The sequence below is a fragment of the Flavobacterium sp. GSP27 genome, from assembly GCF_003970395.1.
Taxonomy (GTDB): Bacteria; Bacteroidota; Bacteroidia; order Flavobacteriales; family Flavobacteriaceae; genus Flavobacterium.
In genome coordinates, this window is the sequence record NZ_RYDP01000005.1 from 185,453 (window position 1) to 200,172 (window position 14,720).

The 14,720-nt window shown below is 34.2% G+C and carries 16 protein-coding genes; 7 read left to right on the forward strand and 9 right to left on the reverse strand.

From position 1 onward, the window contains the following. The first annotated feature begins 28 nt into the window (after positions 1–28). Positions 29–328, forward strand: a complete 300-nt coding sequence (locus tag EKM05_RS06565; protein WP_126462282.1) for a hypothetical protein — start codon at positions 29–31, stop codon at positions 326–328. 16 nt (positions 329–344) lie between these two features. On the opposite strand, the gene EKM05_RS06570 is transcribed toward EKM05_RS06565, so the two are convergent. The 5 genes from EKM05_RS06570 to EKM05_RS06590 form a co-directional block, all read right to left on the reverse strand. Beyond that, on the reverse strand, positions 345–647 hold the full coding sequence (locus EKM05_RS06570; RefSeq protein WP_126462279.1) for a DUF6787 family protein: 303 nt from the start codon (positions 645–647) through the stop codon (positions 345–347). Between the two features lie 32 nt (positions 648–679). Then, a complete protein-coding gene (locus tag EKM05_RS06575) occupies positions 680–1,114 on the reverse strand; it encodes a DUF6146 family protein (RefSeq protein ID WP_126554244.1) in 435 nt (144 codons plus the stop codon). 118 nt (positions 1,115–1,232) lie between these two features. After that, entirely contained in the window at positions 1,233–2,183 is a 951-nt protein-coding gene (locus tag EKM05_RS06580) for a D-2-hydroxyacid dehydrogenase (RefSeq protein WP_126554246.1), read from the reverse strand. 113 nt (positions 2,184–2,296) lie between these two features. Beyond that, positions 2,297–3,367, reverse strand: a complete 1,071-nt coding sequence (gene serC / locus EKM05_RS06585; protein WP_126462272.1) for a 3-phosphoserine/phosphohydroxythreonine transaminase — start codon at positions 3,365–3,367, stop codon at positions 2,297–2,299. Between the two features lie 93 nt (positions 3,368–3,460). Then, positions 3,461–4,519 carry an acyl-CoA reductase gene (locus tag EKM05_RS06590; protein WP_126554248.1) on the reverse strand — a complete coding sequence of 353 codons (1,059 nt, stop codon included), beginning with the start codon at positions 4,517–4,519 and terminating at the stop codon, positions 3,461–3,463. Positions 4,520–4,655: 136 nt separating this feature from the next. Here EKM05_RS06590 and EKM05_RS06595 point away from each other — a divergent pair, with 136 nt between their 5' ends. Continuing rightward, positions 4,656–5,006: a 4Fe-4S dicluster domain-containing protein gene (locus EKM05_RS06595; protein ID WP_126454541.1), complete on the forward strand. Its 351-nt coding sequence runs from the start codon at positions 4,656–4,658 to the stop codon at positions 5,004–5,006. Positions 5,007–5,059: 53 nt separating this feature from the next. Here the strand turns inward: EKM05_RS06595 and EKM05_RS06600 are convergent, their stop codons facing one another. The 3 genes from EKM05_RS06600 to EKM05_RS06610 form a co-directional block, all read right to left on the reverse strand. Next, on the reverse strand, positions 5,060–5,800 hold the full coding sequence (locus tag EKM05_RS06600; protein WP_126554250.1) for a class I SAM-dependent methyltransferase: 741 nt from the start codon (positions 5,798–5,800) through the stop codon (positions 5,060–5,062). A 582-nt stretch (positions 5,801–6,382) separates the two neighbouring features. Beyond that, positions 6,383–7,168: an anti-sigma factor domain-containing protein gene (locus tag EKM05_RS06605; RefSeq protein WP_126454537.1), complete on the reverse strand. Its 786-nt coding sequence runs from the start codon at positions 7,166–7,168 to the stop codon at positions 6,383–6,385. Beyond that, entirely contained in the window at positions 7,168–7,698 is a 531-nt protein-coding gene (locus EKM05_RS06610) for an RNA polymerase sigma factor (RefSeq protein WP_126462259.1), read from the reverse strand. The genes EKM05_RS06605 and EKM05_RS06610 overlap by 1 nt, the downstream gene beginning before the upstream one ends. 233 nt (positions 7,699–7,931) lie before the next feature. Between EKM05_RS06610 and EKM05_RS06615 the strand changes: the two genes are divergently transcribed. The 5 genes from EKM05_RS06615 (at position 7,932) to EKM05_RS06635 (ending at position 13,558) form a co-directional block, all read left to right on the forward strand. Then, positions 7,932–8,585: a DUF4331 family protein gene (locus EKM05_RS06615; protein WP_126554252.1), complete on the forward strand. Its 654-nt coding sequence runs from the start codon at positions 7,932–7,934 to the stop codon at positions 8,583–8,585. A gap of 64 nt (positions 8,586–8,649) precedes the next feature. Beyond that, on the forward strand, positions 8,650–9,204 hold the full coding sequence (locus tag EKM05_RS06620) for a DUF4331 family protein (protein ID WP_126554254.1): 555 nt from the start codon (positions 8,650–8,652) through the stop codon (positions 9,202–9,204). Between the two features lie 107 nt (positions 9,205–9,311). Further along, positions 9,312–10,607, forward strand: coding sequence for a lipopolysaccharide assembly protein LapB (locus tag EKM05_RS06625; RefSeq protein WP_126516427.1), 1,296 nt, complete (start codon positions 9,312–9,314; stop codon positions 10,605–10,607). A gap of 6 nt (positions 10,608–10,613) precedes the next feature. After that, the gene (locus EKM05_RS06630) at positions 10,614–12,827 is read left to right on the forward strand and encodes a TonB-dependent receptor (protein WP_126554256.1); all 2,214 of its coding nucleotides are present in this window, start codon (positions 10,614–10,616) and stop codon (positions 12,825–12,827) included. 143 nt (positions 12,828–12,970) lie between these two features. Next, complete coding sequence (locus tag EKM05_RS06635; RefSeq protein ID WP_126462243.1) at positions 12,971–13,558, forward strand: glutathione peroxidase; 588 nt, start codon at positions 12,971–12,973, stop codon at positions 13,556–13,558. Positions 13,559–13,746: 188 nt separating this feature from the next. On the opposite strand, the gene EKM05_RS06640 is transcribed toward EKM05_RS06635, so the two are convergent. Then, positions 13,747–14,697 (reverse strand): tRNA-dihydrouridine synthase, encoded by a 951-nt coding sequence (locus EKM05_RS06640; RefSeq protein ID WP_126462240.1) that lies wholly within the window; start codon positions 14,695–14,697, stop codon positions 13,747–13,749. Positions 14,698–14,720: the final 23 nt, after the last annotated feature.

Sequence of the window (14,720 nt, forward strand, 5' to 3'; positions counted from 1 at the left end):
ACGTATTCCAAAATAAAATCAAAATTCTATGACAGAACAGGTGTCCGTTAGCGCAGAAAGTAGCAAGACCAGAAATCTCTTTTTAGGAATTCTGTTTGATGCCATCGGTATGCTTTCGTTCGTTGTTCCTTTTATAGGGGAGTTTTCAGATGTAATTTGGGCTCCTCTAGCCGGTTTTTTGATGACATGGATGTATAAAGGAACAATTGGACGGGTAGGAGGAGTGATTACTTTTCTGGAAGAAATTTTACCGTTTTCGGATTTTATTCCCACCTTTACCTTAACTTGGATTTACAAGTATGTAATTAAAAACAAAAACGCCTCGTAATTCGAGGCGTTTTTAGTTATTTCTTAAAAATAAATTCTAATCCCATGCGTTTAAGCATCTTTTTTTCGAAAGTCCAAAAGAATTTGAACTGTCCGAACAAAAAGCCTATTAACACTAATAATACTTGATAGATGGGGAAAATTAGAACTAACCGAACAGGAGTAAACCAATGCCCTAATTCTTCGGAAGTAATTCCCAGCCAAAAACAAAAAGGTTCGGACAACCATGCCGATGCGGATCCGGTTATTGCAAAAACAATAAATATAAGGGTAAGTTGGAAATTAGTTTCAATCCCCCAACGCTGTTTCAGTTTGTTCATTTTTATTTATAATCAATACAAAGATAGTGACATTATCTGATGGGGACAAAACCAAAGAATTTTTGTTTATGCATGTTTTGAAAATAAATCATATAATTGTAGATCAAATAATTTACTTCATACCCATAATCAATGTTATGGTCATAATTGATTGTCAATTCATACAAATTGGGATCATAGCGTTGCGGTTGTAACACCCGACTGTTCCATTCCATCACATAAAGTTGGTTTTTGCTTTCCAAAAAAGGTTGGGAATGATAATTTCTTGGAAAAGCCCTTGAGTTAAGCCAAAGGCTAAAACCGGGATCAATAATTATCACCTCGTATTCCAGTTCCTCATTTGCAATACGAACTGTGTCGCTTTGAGCGGCAACAGATTTCTCGGTACTTGGAAATGCAGTTTTAGAAGATGTGCATCCCAAAATCACACAAAAAATGACGATAATGATGCAGTAACTTTTTTTCATGATAAAAAATTGAATTATAAAGTTACGAAAAACAAATCATTGATTGGTAGGATTTTAAACAAAAAAAGAGGCTGTTTGATACAAACAGCCTCTCATTAAATATTTAATTTGAAAAACACTAACCTAATATACTAATAATTTGGGAAGCTAATTCAGTCCCAATTCTATCTTGTGCTTCTCCTGTTGCCGCTCCAATATGTGGAGTCAACGAGATTTTATGATGCATCAAAATAGCCATTTCAGGAGTTGGTTCATTTTCAAAAACGTCTAATCCTGCAAATAATACTTTTCCGCTGTCTAATGCTTTTACTAATGCAACTTCGTCAATAACACCGCCACGGGCACAGTTTACAATTCCTACACCCTCTTTCATAATAGCAAGTGCTGCCTCTCCAATGATGTAACCATCTTGTGCAGGAACGTGTAACGTAATGAAATCAGCTTCTTTGAATAAAGATTCTAATGATTGAGAAACGATTGTGGTCGTGATGGATTGTCCGTCAAAAAATTCGACTTTAACATCTACTTGCGGGATAAAACTATCGGCAGCAATCACTTTCATTCCTAGTCCTAACGCCATTTTAGCGGTAGCCTGACCAATACGGCCAATTCCAACAATTCCCAGTGTTTTTCCTCTTAGTTCAATTCCGTTCGCATAGGCTTTCTTCAAACCGTCAAAGTTGGTATCTCCTTCAAGCGGCATATTTCTGTTCGAATCATGCAAGAAACGAACGCCGGAAAATAAATGTGCAAAAACCAATTCAGCCACTGATTCTGAGGATGAAGCTGGAGTATTAATCACGTGAATCCCTTTGCTTTTAGCATAATCCACATCAATATTATCCATACCTACACCACCACGACCTATGATTTTCAGCCCTGGGCAAGCGTCAATGATATCTTTACGAACTTTAGTTGCACTTCGTACCAAGACCACACTTACATTATTTTCGTTTACAAAATTAGCCACTTGTTCCTGTGCTACTTTTGTTGTTATTACTTCAAATCCACCTTTTTCTAAAGCTAGAATTCCACTTTTAGAAATTCCGTCATTGGCTAATACTTTCATTTGTATTTTATATTTAAAGATTGAAAAATTTAAAGATTCAATCTATGTTGTTTAATGTGTGATTGATTAAAAATTGATTTTTCAAATCTTTAAATCATTCAATATTTTAATTTTTAAATTCCTTTTTCCAAAGCCTGCATTACATCCACTAATACTTGAACACTTTCTAACGGGAGTGCATTGTACATAGAAGCTCTGTAACCACCTACTGAACGGTGTCCGGGCAAACCTGAAATTCCCGCTGCTTTCCACATTGCATCAAATGTGGCAGCATGTGCTTCATCATTTAATAAGAAAGTAGCATTCATGTTCGAACGATCTTCAACAGCTGCAGCGCCTTTGAATAATGGGTTTCTGTCAATTTCTCCGTAAATCAACGCTGCTTTAGCATTGTTTATTTTTTCAATAGCGGCGATACCACCAAGATTTTTCAACCATTGTAAGGTCAACAAGGAAGCATAAACCGGAAAAACAGGGGGTGTATTGTACATACTTTCTGCTTTGATATGTTTAGTGTAATCCAACATGCTTGGGATTATTCTACCACTTTTACCCAAGATTTCTTCTTTTACAACAATCAGGGTAGTTCCTGCTGGTCCCATATTTTTTTGGGCTCCGGCATAAATCAAATCAAATTTAGAAAAGTCTAATTGTCGTGAAAATATATCAGAGCTCATGTCACATACAATTGGCATGTCCAGTGCCGGGAATTCCTTCATTTGTGTACCAAAAATAGTGTTGTTACTCGTGCAGTGAAAATAATCAGCATCTGCTGGTACTGCGTATCCTTTTGGAATATGATTGTAATTTTCGTCTTTTGAGGAAGCAACAACTACTGTGTCACCAAAAAGCTTAGCTTCTTTTATAGCACCAGCTGCCCAGGTTCCGGAATCAAGATACGCCGCTTTTCCGCCCTCTTTCATCAAGTTATAGGGAGCCATAATAAATTCTAGACTCGCTCCGCCTGCCAGAAATAAGGCGCTGTAGCCTTTGCCTTCAAGTCCTAAAAGTTCAATAACCAGTGTTCTCGCTTCGTCCATAACGGCAACAAAATCCTTGCTTCTGTGTGATATTTCTAAAAGGGATAATCCGGAATCATTAAAATTTAAAATAGCTTGTGCTGATTTTTCAAAAACTTCTTGCGGTAAAATACAAGGTCCTGCGCTGTAGTTGTGTTTTTTCATGGTGTAGTTTATGTCCAAAAAATTAAAGTGCAAATTTCGACAATAGGAGTTTAAAAAACGTTAATTAATTCGGAATAATTGTGCTTTTTTCAGCTATATTGTTAACAAAAACGAAATAGTATCGGTATTATCTGCATAATTCCATAATTGGGGATTTTGAGTTTGTCCAAAAGCCACATTGTCATCAATCGTTCTATCCGCTACAACACATTGTATTTGCTCACTTTCTAATTTTAATTTTGTTTTTAATTCATTAATGTCGTCATAAAACTCATAAAAGACACTTGAAATTGGCGAGGCATGACTTTGATCTTCTTTTAAAGTCAGAAATCCATTGTCCAGTAATTTGAAATTACTCATCAGAAAAACCGCCTTATTGTAATCGTAATTGTTAGCATATTTTTCGTAATGAATGACGTCTTGGTACACAAATATGGCTTCAAAAAACGGAACAAACGAATATCCTTTTGGCACAAAAAGTTTAGAAACATTGCGGCAACCCAATCCGAAATAGCGAAAAATATCTTCGCCTAAAGCAGTAAGTTGTTCTTGGGTTTCATTTCCGGTTAAAACCGCTACTGAATTTCTGCTTTTTCTAATAATAGACGGTTTGTCTTTAAAATAATATTCAAAATAACGGGCTGTGTTGTTGCTTCCTGTGGCAATAACGGCATCAAAATTCTCTAATTTTCCATCTACAAAGGTAATATTCTTAGCTAATCCTGGTTGTACTGCAATGATGTATTTAGCTAAAAAAGGTAATAAATGCTGGTCATTTGACGATGTTTTAACCAACACATTATTTCCTGTAATTAGAACCGATAGAAAATCGTGAAAACCCACCAACGGAATATTTCCGGCAAGAATTAAGGCGATGTTTTTAGATTCTTGTATTGGAATAGTATAACTGGAAAGCCATTGGTTTAAGTTCTTTTCTGTCAGAGCTTCTGCCCAAGAATGTATCGAGAAATAGACGTTTTCTGGGGTGTACCAGCCATTATGCGATTGCGATAATTGTATCAAGTCAACAAAAGCATCAAAAAACGCTTCGTTGTGCAAAACAGTCGGATTTTTTAACGTGTTGTTTTCGGAAAACTGACTTAAAAATTTCCCTAATTCAACAAAAACACTTTTTTTTGTTTCTAATGTCATAATGTTTGCTTATGAATAGTTTTGATTGTAATTTTGCACAAAAATAAGCATAATTATGTCGAAAGTCAAAAGTCCTAATGTCAAAAGAACATTTGATATTTTACCTTCGATATTTTGACTTTAAAACAATAAAAAGATGGCAATTATTATAACAGACGAATGTATCAATTGTGGTGCTTGTGAGCCCGAGTGTCCAAATACCGCAATATATGAAGGAGCAGACGATTGGAGATACAAAGACGGAACAAAACTGAAAGGGAAAGTGATTTTGCCTGATGGGTCCGAAGTAGATTCCGATGAAGCTCAAACTCCAATTTCTGACGAAGTGTATTATATTGTACCCGGAAAATGTACGGAGTGTAAAGGATTTCACGATGAGCCACAATGTGCGGCCGTATGCCCGGTAGATTGCTGTATTCCGGATGACAATCATGTAGAAAGCGAAGAGACTTTACTGAACAGACAAGCGTTTTTACACAACGAATAGCAAATAATTTTGTATTATATAAATCCTGAGTCTGATGCTCGGGATTTTTTTTTCTATTTTTTTCGTGCAACAATAACATACGTATCGTAAGCGTAGGTTTTTCTATCGATGGTTTGAATGATTTCAAAGTCATTTAAATATAAAAATAGTTGTATTTCGTTTAAGGTAAAAACACGAACGGTAGAAAAATCATCGGCAATTATTTCTTTTTTATCATTTTTCATGGTGTAATAAAGTGCTGTCCAATCCAGCATGAAATTTTCTAAGGCAGTTGTTCTCCACTTGCTGTTGCGATAGTAGTCTATTCCTTGGTAGGTAGCTTCGTGAAGTGTTACAGGATTTTCTTTAATAAAAGGGATAAATCTATTAGCATCTATAAAGTCAAAAATGAGAATTCCCTCTTTACTCAGATTTTTATAAATAGAACAGAACGTATTATTTAGATCTTGATTTGTTATCAAATAACTGGTAGAGCGTCCCGTAATTAATACGGAATCAACTGGTTTTTGTAGTTTAAAATCCCTCATGTCTCCCAGAATAAAAATCCCGTTTTCATTTCTTTTTTTGGCAATTGCAATCATACTTTGGCTGTAATCCAAACCAATATAATCGATGTAATTTTGTAAAAACCGTTTGGCTAGATTGCCTGTTCCACTGCCAATTTCCAAAACTGTTTTGCACTCGTGTTCCTTAATTAAATTGGTGTAGAATTGATATTCTGCATCATAATCAATAAAAGTTTGGTACATGGCGTCAAAAATTGAGGCCATTTTTCCATCATAAAGATTTGCCATGATAAGATGTTTTAAAGACTAAATTTAGGGAGAATAAATGATATAAAAAAAGAGTTGTCTCAAATTAAAAAGGAGCCAGTCACTATTGTTTGTATTTCCAAGAGGGAAAACCTATGATTCTCAATGACCTATTTCACTCTCAAGATGGTGAGTTTAAAAAATTAAAAATCAGCGCATTAGGCTTTCTTTACGTAATTTTATCTAAATGGGCTTCACAGAGGATAAGATGTATAAACATAGTGGTTTTTTGCGCATAAAGGCAGCGATGGAATAGGAATTTCTTTCTCCAGGAATACCTTCTTGTTTTTCGTATTTGGTTGTGCTTTGAGGATAATTTGATGTATACGCACTTCAATTACTTCGTGAAATAGATGGACTAGCGGCACTAAGTCTTGTCTTGAAGAAGGCTAAAGCTTTATTTGCTTTTGATGAAAGGCTTTAAAAACAGGTTTTTGAAATTACATAGTATGGATTAAAAACCAGAAAATCGTAAAAATAGAATGCTTATTCTGTTAATTTGTATATATAAATAGGCTGTCCTTTTGAGATAGCCTATTTATATTGATCCAAAAAAGGAATTAGTTATACTTTTCCTAAGGTGTATAATTGTTCCATTGTAGGAGTCAAACTTCCGCCTGCGGGTTCTAATGTAATTCCAAAGGCTTCCGCTTCATTAGCATTATTTACTGCAAATAATTTTTGTTCATTTACATCAAAATTTTCTAACAATCCAATGCTGGTAGGAGTCAGTGGACTTAATTTTAACGCCCAAACCTGATATACCATTCCTTCTGGCGGTTCTGGCAAGCCTGCAGCATCAATATAAACCACTTTGGTGTCTTGATTCCAGTATACTTTTGCAAAGGATTCCGGAGCTACAGTTTGCCCTCCAAGAGCTACTACCGTATTTTTAGTATCCCTTACAACGGCTAAACTCGTTTCAATTGTTGTATTTTTTAATTTTAAGACATTAAATTCTTTTTCTAATTTAGCTTTCTCAATTGCTGTAGTAGCAACTTGTGTATTGGTCTGATCCAGTTGATTGTATTGGTACCCAATACCAACTAATAATAGTATAGCTGCAGCCCAACCAATGTACTGAGCCCTGTTATTAGTAGGTTCTAATGGTATGACTTGAGCATGTTTAAGTTCTAGCTTTTCTTTTATTTTTTCGAAATTAGCTACAGAATGAAAAGGTGAAAAGCTGGATGATATAGCAATAATCGCCTTCTCAATGGCAATAATTTCTGCATTTATTTCCGGATTGTTTTTCGCCATAGTGGTAACTTCTTCGTTTTCGGGTTCACTCAATAAACCGTAAACATAAAGTTCCAGAATTCCTGATTCGATATATTCTTTTATTTCCATTATACTTTCAAATAATTTCGTAGGTCATTAATACAATTTCTATTTTGTGTTTTTACAGTTCCTAAAGGTATTGCCAACTCATCCGAAGCTTCCTGCTGGGTGTAACCTTTAAAAAAAAGTAAATCTATTATTTGAATACATTTTGGTTTTAGTCTTTTTACAAATTCCTGCAACCCTATTGTATCCACTTTGTCAGACAGTTTGTTGCTGTCTTCAAAATGATTTACGAAATTATCTGAAGAAAGGTTTTTTTGACTGTTATTAAAATTTTTAGAGCGTAATTTATCAATAGAGGTATTTCTGGCAATGTTTAGAATCCATGTGTAGAACCGGCCCTTACTTTCATGATAGGAATCAATGTTTTTCCAGATTTTAACAAATACATCCTGAAGTACATCTTCAGCTTCTTCTCGGTTTTTTACGAGAACATTGATCACGGAAAATAAGCTTTTCGAATACATATCATATAGATGTGTAAATGCCCTTTCATCTTTCTTATAAATTAATACTAATAATTCTTCTTGGCTCATACTATTTTTTATTTATCTCTTACAAATTTATACAATCTTATTTTACAATTGACCTTTTTTGTGATTAGTAACATTAAAAAAAACAAATTTTAAAATAATTGAATTTTATTTAAGTATTTAAAATATTGATTATAAGTAACTTAATTAAAAAAAATTTTTTTTTTATGGTTTAAAAAAACCAAATCAAGTACTATCCCGTAAATGCTTATATAACTTTTTAAATTTATAATAAAATGAAAAAATCAAAAATGATTTTAGGTCTTTCGCTAGTGGCGGTTTCAGGCTTAATTTTAGTAGCTGCGGATCACATTGATGCTCCTGCTACAGCATCTGGTGGTGCAAATGATATTACTGATGTGTACGCTTTTCAAGGGCAAGACACTAATAATTTAGTTCTTGCTGTAAATACGCAAGGTTTATTAAGTCCAAATGCAACTGGTGCTGCAAAATTCGATGAAAATGTAATGATCGAAATTAATATTGACAATAATGGTGATAATGTTGAGGATTTAGTAATCCAAGCTATCAAAAGAGATGACAAGATGTATTTCTTTGGCCCGGTAGCTCCAGGTACTCCAGGAACTTCAAGCACGATTAAAACGGCTGCAGCCTCTGGAAGTGTTACCATATCTTCTTATGGAGCTGCTGCATTAACTGCAGAGAATAACGGAATGAAATTTTTTGCAGGACCAAGAGACGATCCATTCTTTTTTGACTTAGGTCAATTTAAAGCTATTCTTGCTGGTACAGCTACTGGATTCAAGAATCCTGGAACAGATACTTTTGCAGGGACTAATGTGCTTTCAGTAGTTGTAGAAGTTCCTAAAGCAATGCTAGGTACTTCAGGAACAGTAAATGTTTGGGCAGAAACTAAGAAAAAACAATAACTATTTTAATTTTAAAGTATGAAATCGGAATCTACGATTTTTAAAATAACTAAATACAAACGTCATGAGTAAAACAAATAAATTCAAAATTATAACAATCGCATTAATAACTGCAGTTGTTTCAGTAAATTGTGATAATAATGATTCAGATTCTGTTTCTGAACCAAGTATTGATTTCACAGGTACTTTTGTACAGCAAGATCAAATGGCCAGACCGGCAATAAACACTGTATTTATTGCTTCAGGATCTCCTAAAGATGAATTTAACGGTACCACTCCTTCAGCAATGGGTGCTAAATATCAATCTGTTTTTCAATCTAGATTAATGGCCTTGAATCCAGGGTATACCACTAATGCATTAGGACAAACGGCTGCTCAGTTTACCGGTCTTTTAGCTACAGATGTATTAGGAGTTTCTAAAACAGCAAAAACAACTTTCTTTGATGGAACTAATATTTTGACAGGAAGAGCTTTGGCTGATGATGTAATCGATGTGGAATTATTATTGATTTTTGGTGGATCAGCGGGTACTTCAAATCCAGGGCTTACTAAAGATAATGTGAATTCAAATGATAAAACATTTAGCACAACTTTCCCATACCTAGCTTCTGCTTGGTAGTATTTTCTTAAAAAAACAGAGCGCTTTATTTAATAATCTTCGCTCTGTTTTTTTATTTTTAAAACAAACAAACAAACAAACAAACAAACAAACAAAATAATTAGAGTATGAAAACTTTAAAAATAATTCCATTTTTGGTTTTCACAATCCTATTAATATTCGGTTGCGAGACTAAATCAGAACAAATTACAAATGCAGATGATTACACGAAATATCTGGGTTTAAAAGATAATAAATCAGTCACTTTTGCTAAGAATGAAATTGATTTTTGGCAAAAAAAATTCGACGCAGCACCCAATCAAATCAGTTATTTAAGTCAGATAGCGGCTAATTATAGTACCCTTTTTGAATATACAGGCGATATTAAAAACTTATATAAAACGGAAGAATTATTAGTACAATCGAACGAAGCCTATGATTATTCCAGAGTGTCAACAGTTCGATCTTTAGCAAGAAATTATATCTCTCAGCATCGTTTTAAAGAAGCATTGGTATTAGCTAATAAAGCATTAGCAATCGGTGAAGGAAAAAAAGAAACTCAGAAATTACTTTTCGACGTTCAAATGGAACTTGGGAATTATCCGGAAGCAGTCAAAAATTTGAATGTGATTAGGGATATGAATAGTTTTGATTATTTGATTCGCTTGGCAAAATGGAACGATCACAAAGGCGATCTTGAAACAGCTATCACTTTTATGGAAAAAGCCAGAGATATTGCTGAGAAAGAAGATAATAAGGTGCTTAAAATTTGGTCCTATTCGAACTTAGGTGATTTTTATGGTCATGCTGGCAGAATTCAGGATTCGTATGACAGTTTCTTAAAAACAGTAGCACTAGATCCTAATTATTCCTATGCTCTAAAAGGAATTGCCTGGATTGTTTTTTCGAAAGAAAGAAACACTGAAGAGGCGAATCGAATTATTGATGCTATTGCCACCACACACAACACCCCAGATTTTTATTTATTAAAATCTCAAATTGCTCAATTTGAAGGAAATAAAAGTGAAGAAATAAAAAATAGAAACGCTTATTTTTCGATGATGGAGAAAAATAATTATGGTGCAATGTACAACAAATACAATGCTTTGATTTATGCTGAGGACAAAAATACGGCACAAAAAGCAGTAGAGATTGCTAAGATTGAAGTAGCACACAGGCCCACTGCTGATTCCTATGATTTATTGGCCTGGGCGTACTTAAATGTAGGCGATAATAAAAAGGCTTTAGAAATTGCTCAGCTTCATGTAGCAGGGAAATCCTTTGAGCCAAAGATTCAATACCATTTAGCGATGATTTATAAATCGAATAATTTACCACTCAAAACCAAACCTATCAAGGACGAATTACTTTCTAGTTTGTATGAATTGGGGCCTAACTTTGAGAAAAAGGTAAACCAATTATAATTCATTATGAAAAATATTGTTTTAGTATTGATATCCCTTTTTGGGCTGTCTTCTTACGCCCAAATTCAAAAGGGAAAAATTTTGGATCGTGATGGAAATCCAATTGAAAATGCCTATTTAGTCAATACAAATTCTGAGAGTCATGCCCACACTAATGAATTTGGATTGTTTAGTTTGGATAAAACGATTTTGGGAGATGTAATCAAAATAACTGCTTTAGGGTATAAAAAAACAAATTTCATCCTGAATTTTTCCGAGGAGGTAATTGTGATGGAAGATGATATTTTTAGATTGAATGAAATTGTTATCCAACCAAAACTTTCGGCGATGAATGTCATTTCAAAAATAGATTTAGAAACCACTCCTGTAAACTCGTCGCAGGAAATTCTTCGAAAAGTTCCGGGATTATTTATCGGACAACATGCTGGTGGGGGAAAAGCAGAGCAAATATTTTTAAGAGGTTTTGATATTGATCACGGCACAGATATTGCTATTTCAGTAGACGGAATGCCGGTTAATATGGTGTCTCACGCTCACGGTCAAGGTTATGCCGATTTGCATTTTGTAATTCCGGAAACAGTAGAAAAAATAGATTTTGGAAAAGGAACGTATTATGCCAACAAAGGGGATTTTGCTACGGCGGGATACGTTTCTTTCCAAACTAAAGACAAAATTGAAAAAAGTAGTATTGGTATCGAAGTCGGACAATTCAATACCTTAAGAACAGTTGGACTTTTTAACCTTTTAGGGAATCAAAAAACACAAAGTGCTTATATTGCCACAGAGTATATCCTGACAGACGGTCCCTTTGAATCTCCTCAGAATTTTAACCGAATTAACATATTAGGAAAATATTCGGCTATTTTGAAAGATAACAGCAAGTTTTCCATCTTGGCTTCTCGCTTTTCCAGCAAATGGGATGCTTCAGGCCAAATTCCGCAACGGCTGATTGATGATGGAACGATTTCAAGATTTGGCTCTGTTGACGATACTGAAGGCGGAAATACATCCAGAACGAACTTCAATGCCAGTTTGAGTAAATCTATTGACGAAAATACATTTCTGAAAGCAAATGCTTTTTATTCAAAATATGAATTTGAATTGTATTCTAACTTTACTTTTTTCCTAAATGACCCCATCAATGGGGACCAGATTAAACAGAAGGAAAACAGGGATATTTATGGAATGAATGCTGAGTTGAACAAGAAAACGAAATGGAATGATACCAATGTTTTGTTCCAATTTGGAGCGGGTTTCCGTACGGATGCCACAACTGATACGGAACTTTCGCATACGTTGAATAGAAGAACTGTTCTTGAAAATATACAATTAGGAGATATTGATGAGTCTAATTTGTTTACGTATTTGAACTCTGAGTTTACTTTTGGAAAACTGATAATTAATCCGGCCATTCGATTGGATTATTTCAAATTCAATTATCAGGATAAATTGATGGAAAATTATAAAACAGCATCCGAATCGAAAGTAAAGTTTTCTCCAAAACTGAATTTTATTTATTCACAAAATAACAATTTGCAGTTTTTTATAAAATCAGGAATGGGTTTCCATTCGAATGATGCCCGTGTGGTGGTTCAAAACAATGGGAAACAAATACTACCAACTGCAATAGGAACGGATATAGGGACTATTTTTAAACCATTTCCAAAATTGATTGTCAATGCCGCTTTATGGCATTTGTACTTAGAACAAGAATTTGTTTATGTGGGAGATGCTGGAATTGTTGAACCAAGCGGACAATCAAGACGCATGGGTGCTGAACTGGGATTGCGGTATCAATTGAACGATTGGTTGTTTTTTGATGCGGACGCTAATTATACTTATGCCAGAAGTGTTGATGAGCCCAAAGGACAGGATTACATTCCGTTAGCACCGGATTTTACCACAACTGGCGGATTAAGTTTCCAAAAAGTGAATGGTTTTTCAGGAGGAATTCGGTATCGGTATCTAAAAAATCGCCCGGCAAATGAAGATAATTCGATTGTTGCCAAAGGCTATTTTATATCCGATTTGAATGTTAACTATCAATATAAGAATATGAATTTTGGAATTTCAGTAGAAAATATTTTTGATACTGAATGGAACGAAACCCAGTTTGCCACTGAATCCAGATTACAAAATGAACCACAAAGTGTCGAAGAAATTCATCTAACTCCAGGAACGCCTTTCTTCATGAAAGGAAAAATAACGTATACTTTTTAAATACCACAGTAAGATTTGTTGTTTATTTGTTTGGGAGTCTAGCATTTTTATAATGTTAGGCTCCTTGTTTTTTTAACTGTTGTTTAACAAAAAATTACTTTGACAAAACAAATATTTATCTACTTTTATAAAAAATTTCAATTATGAAAAATAGTGTATTTATAGCTACTTGCGCTTTACTGTTATTTAGTTGCCAAAATCAGGCACAACCTAAAAAATCTGAAATAAATATGAACACAGCTCCAATTGCAAAAGAAACCATTTATCAGTTTAAAGTAGAAGATTTATCAGGAAACAGTTTTGATTTTGCTTCTTTGAAAGGAAAAAAAATCATGATTGTGAATACGGCTTCAAAATGTGGACTGACACCTCAATACAAAGATCTTGAAGCTACATATAAAGAATACAAAGACAAAGGATTAGTGATTGTGGGTTTTCCTGCTAATAATTTTGCGTCACAAGAGCCAGGAACCAATGATGAAATTGCTACTTTTTGTCAAATGAATTACGGTGTTACGTTTCCTATGATGGACAAAGTTTCTGTAAAAGGAGAGGATATGGCTGCTATTTATCAGTTTTTGACTCAAAAATCTAAAAACGGATTACAAGATTCCACTGTAGAATGGAATTTTCAAAAATACCTAATCAATGAAAAAGGTGAATTAGAAAAAGTGATCGCTCCACGAACATTAGTAACGGATCCGGAAGTATTGAATTGGATTAAAGCATAATTTTATGTAACTAATTTGCTAATTATTATGTAAATAATCAAAAGAGATTTTCAGTCAAATGAAAATCTCTTTTTTTTGCTGTTTATAGTATTAATGTAGCTTTGATTAAATTTAACTATCAAGAAATTAAGTTACATTAAGAATCAGAGCTTTGTTTTTCTTAATTTCTTAATCGTTTATTTTTTTCCTTAGAATTTTTCATTTTTGAAAATTTCGGCTACAGCTGCTTCGTAATTCCGAATACTCTGTGCTTTTTTTATTTTCTTTAAAACTTTGTGCGGATTTGAAAACGTAGCCGAAAAGTATTCCCATAAATGGTACATTTTCAGTAAAATATGTGTCGAACCAGAAAGTGATTCGCTATAAATAGCATACAAAGTATCGTGAAACGCACTGAATAATTCTATTTTGTTTGCAGGATATTCTGAAGTATTGTTTTTTATCATACTTGGTAAAAAAGGATCTGATATTAATCCTCGGCCAATCATCCAATGGTCAATGGTTGGGAAGCGTTGCTGCATTTCATGAAATTTAGCCACGGAGGTTATGTCGCCATTGTAATACAATTTATGCTTGGTGTTGTCAACACAATGCTGGAATGCATCTAGATTTACGCCACCTTTGTACAATTGCTTGCCAATACGCGCATGAATCGCTATGTTCTTGATTGGATAGGTATCTAAAATAGGTAAAACATCCAGTATTTCTTCACTGTTTTCATACCCCAAACGCATTTTCATAGAGACAATAATATCCGATTCAGTATGCGCTCTGTGAAGGATAGTATTTATTTTATCGGGATTGCTGATCAATCCGGAACCCATACCAGACTTAGTAACCATAGGATACGGACAGCCTAAATTCCAGTTTAATTCTTTATATCCCAATTCTTGAACGTACTTGGCCACAAATAAAAATTCATCGGCATCGTTTGTTATCACTTGCGGAATCACTTCTAAATCAAGATTATTTTCAGGAAGCAGGTCTCGTTCATACGAAGGTTTTATTACCATCTTTCCGTGCAATCGAATATAAGGCGAGTAAAATGTATCAATTCCTCCAAAAAGTTTGTTTTGGGCATTTCTAAAACGAAAGTCGGTAAATCCCTGTAAAGGCGAGGAGAGTAAGGTGTAGTCCATGAAATTTTTAGTTGTGCAAATAT

Bases quoted from the DNA above. Each gene is read 5' to 3' on its own strand.
- EKM05_RS06565 (WP_126462282.1), top strand. From the start codon at position 29: ATGACAGAACAGGTGTCCGTTAGCGCAGAAAGTAGCAAGACCAGAAAT.
- EKM05_RS06570 (WP_126462279.1), bottom strand. From the start codon at position 647: ATGAACAAACTGAAACAGCGTTGGGGGATTGAAACTAATTTCCAACTT.
- EKM05_RS06575 (WP_126554244.1), bottom strand. From the start codon at position 1,114: ATGAAAAAAAGTTACTGCATCATTATCGTCATTTTTTGTGTGATTTTG.
- EKM05_RS06580 (WP_126554246.1), bottom strand. From the start codon at position 2,183: ATGAAAGTATTAGCCAATGACGGAATTTCTAAAAGTGGAATTCTAGCT.
- serC (WP_126462272.1), bottom strand. From the start codon at position 3,367: ATGAAAAAACACAACTACAGCGCAGGACCTTGTATTTTACCGCAAGAA.
- EKM05_RS06590 (WP_126554248.1), bottom strand. From the start codon at position 4,519: ATGACATTAGAAACAAAAAAAAGTGTTTTTGTTGAATTAGGGAAATTT.
- EKM05_RS06595 (WP_126454541.1), top strand. From the start codon at position 4,656: ATGGCAATTATTATAACAGACGAATGTATCAATTGTGGTGCTTGTGAG.
- EKM05_RS06600 (WP_126554250.1), bottom strand. From the start codon at position 5,800: ATGGCAAATCTTTATGATGGAAAAATGGCCTCAATTTTTGACGCCATG.
- EKM05_RS06605 (WP_126454537.1), bottom strand. From the start codon at position 7,168: ATGGAAATAAAAGAATATATCGAATCAGGAATTCTGGAACTTTATGTT.
- EKM05_RS06610 (WP_126462259.1), bottom strand. From the start codon at position 7,698: ATGAGCCAAGAAGAATTATTAGTATTAATTTATAAGAAAGATGAAAGG.
- EKM05_RS06615 (WP_126554252.1), top strand. From the start codon at position 7,932: ATGAAAAAATCAAAAATGATTTTAGGTCTTTCGCTAGTGGCGGTTTCA.
- EKM05_RS06620 (WP_126554254.1), top strand. From the start codon at position 8,650: ATGAGTAAAACAAATAAATTCAAAATTATAACAATCGCATTAATAACT.
- EKM05_RS06625 (WP_126516427.1), top strand. From the start codon at position 9,312: ATGAAAACTTTAAAAATAATTCCATTTTTGGTTTTCACAATCCTATTA.
- EKM05_RS06630 (WP_126554256.1), top strand. From the start codon at position 10,614: ATGAAAAATATTGTTTTAGTATTGATATCCCTTTTTGGGCTGTCTTCT.
- EKM05_RS06635 (WP_126462243.1), top strand. From the start codon at position 12,971: ATGAAAAATAGTGTATTTATAGCTACTTGCGCTTTACTGTTATTTAGT.
- EKM05_RS06640 (WP_126462240.1), bottom strand. From the start codon at position 14,697: ATGGACTACACCTTACTCTCCTCGCCTTTACAGGGATTTACCGACTTT.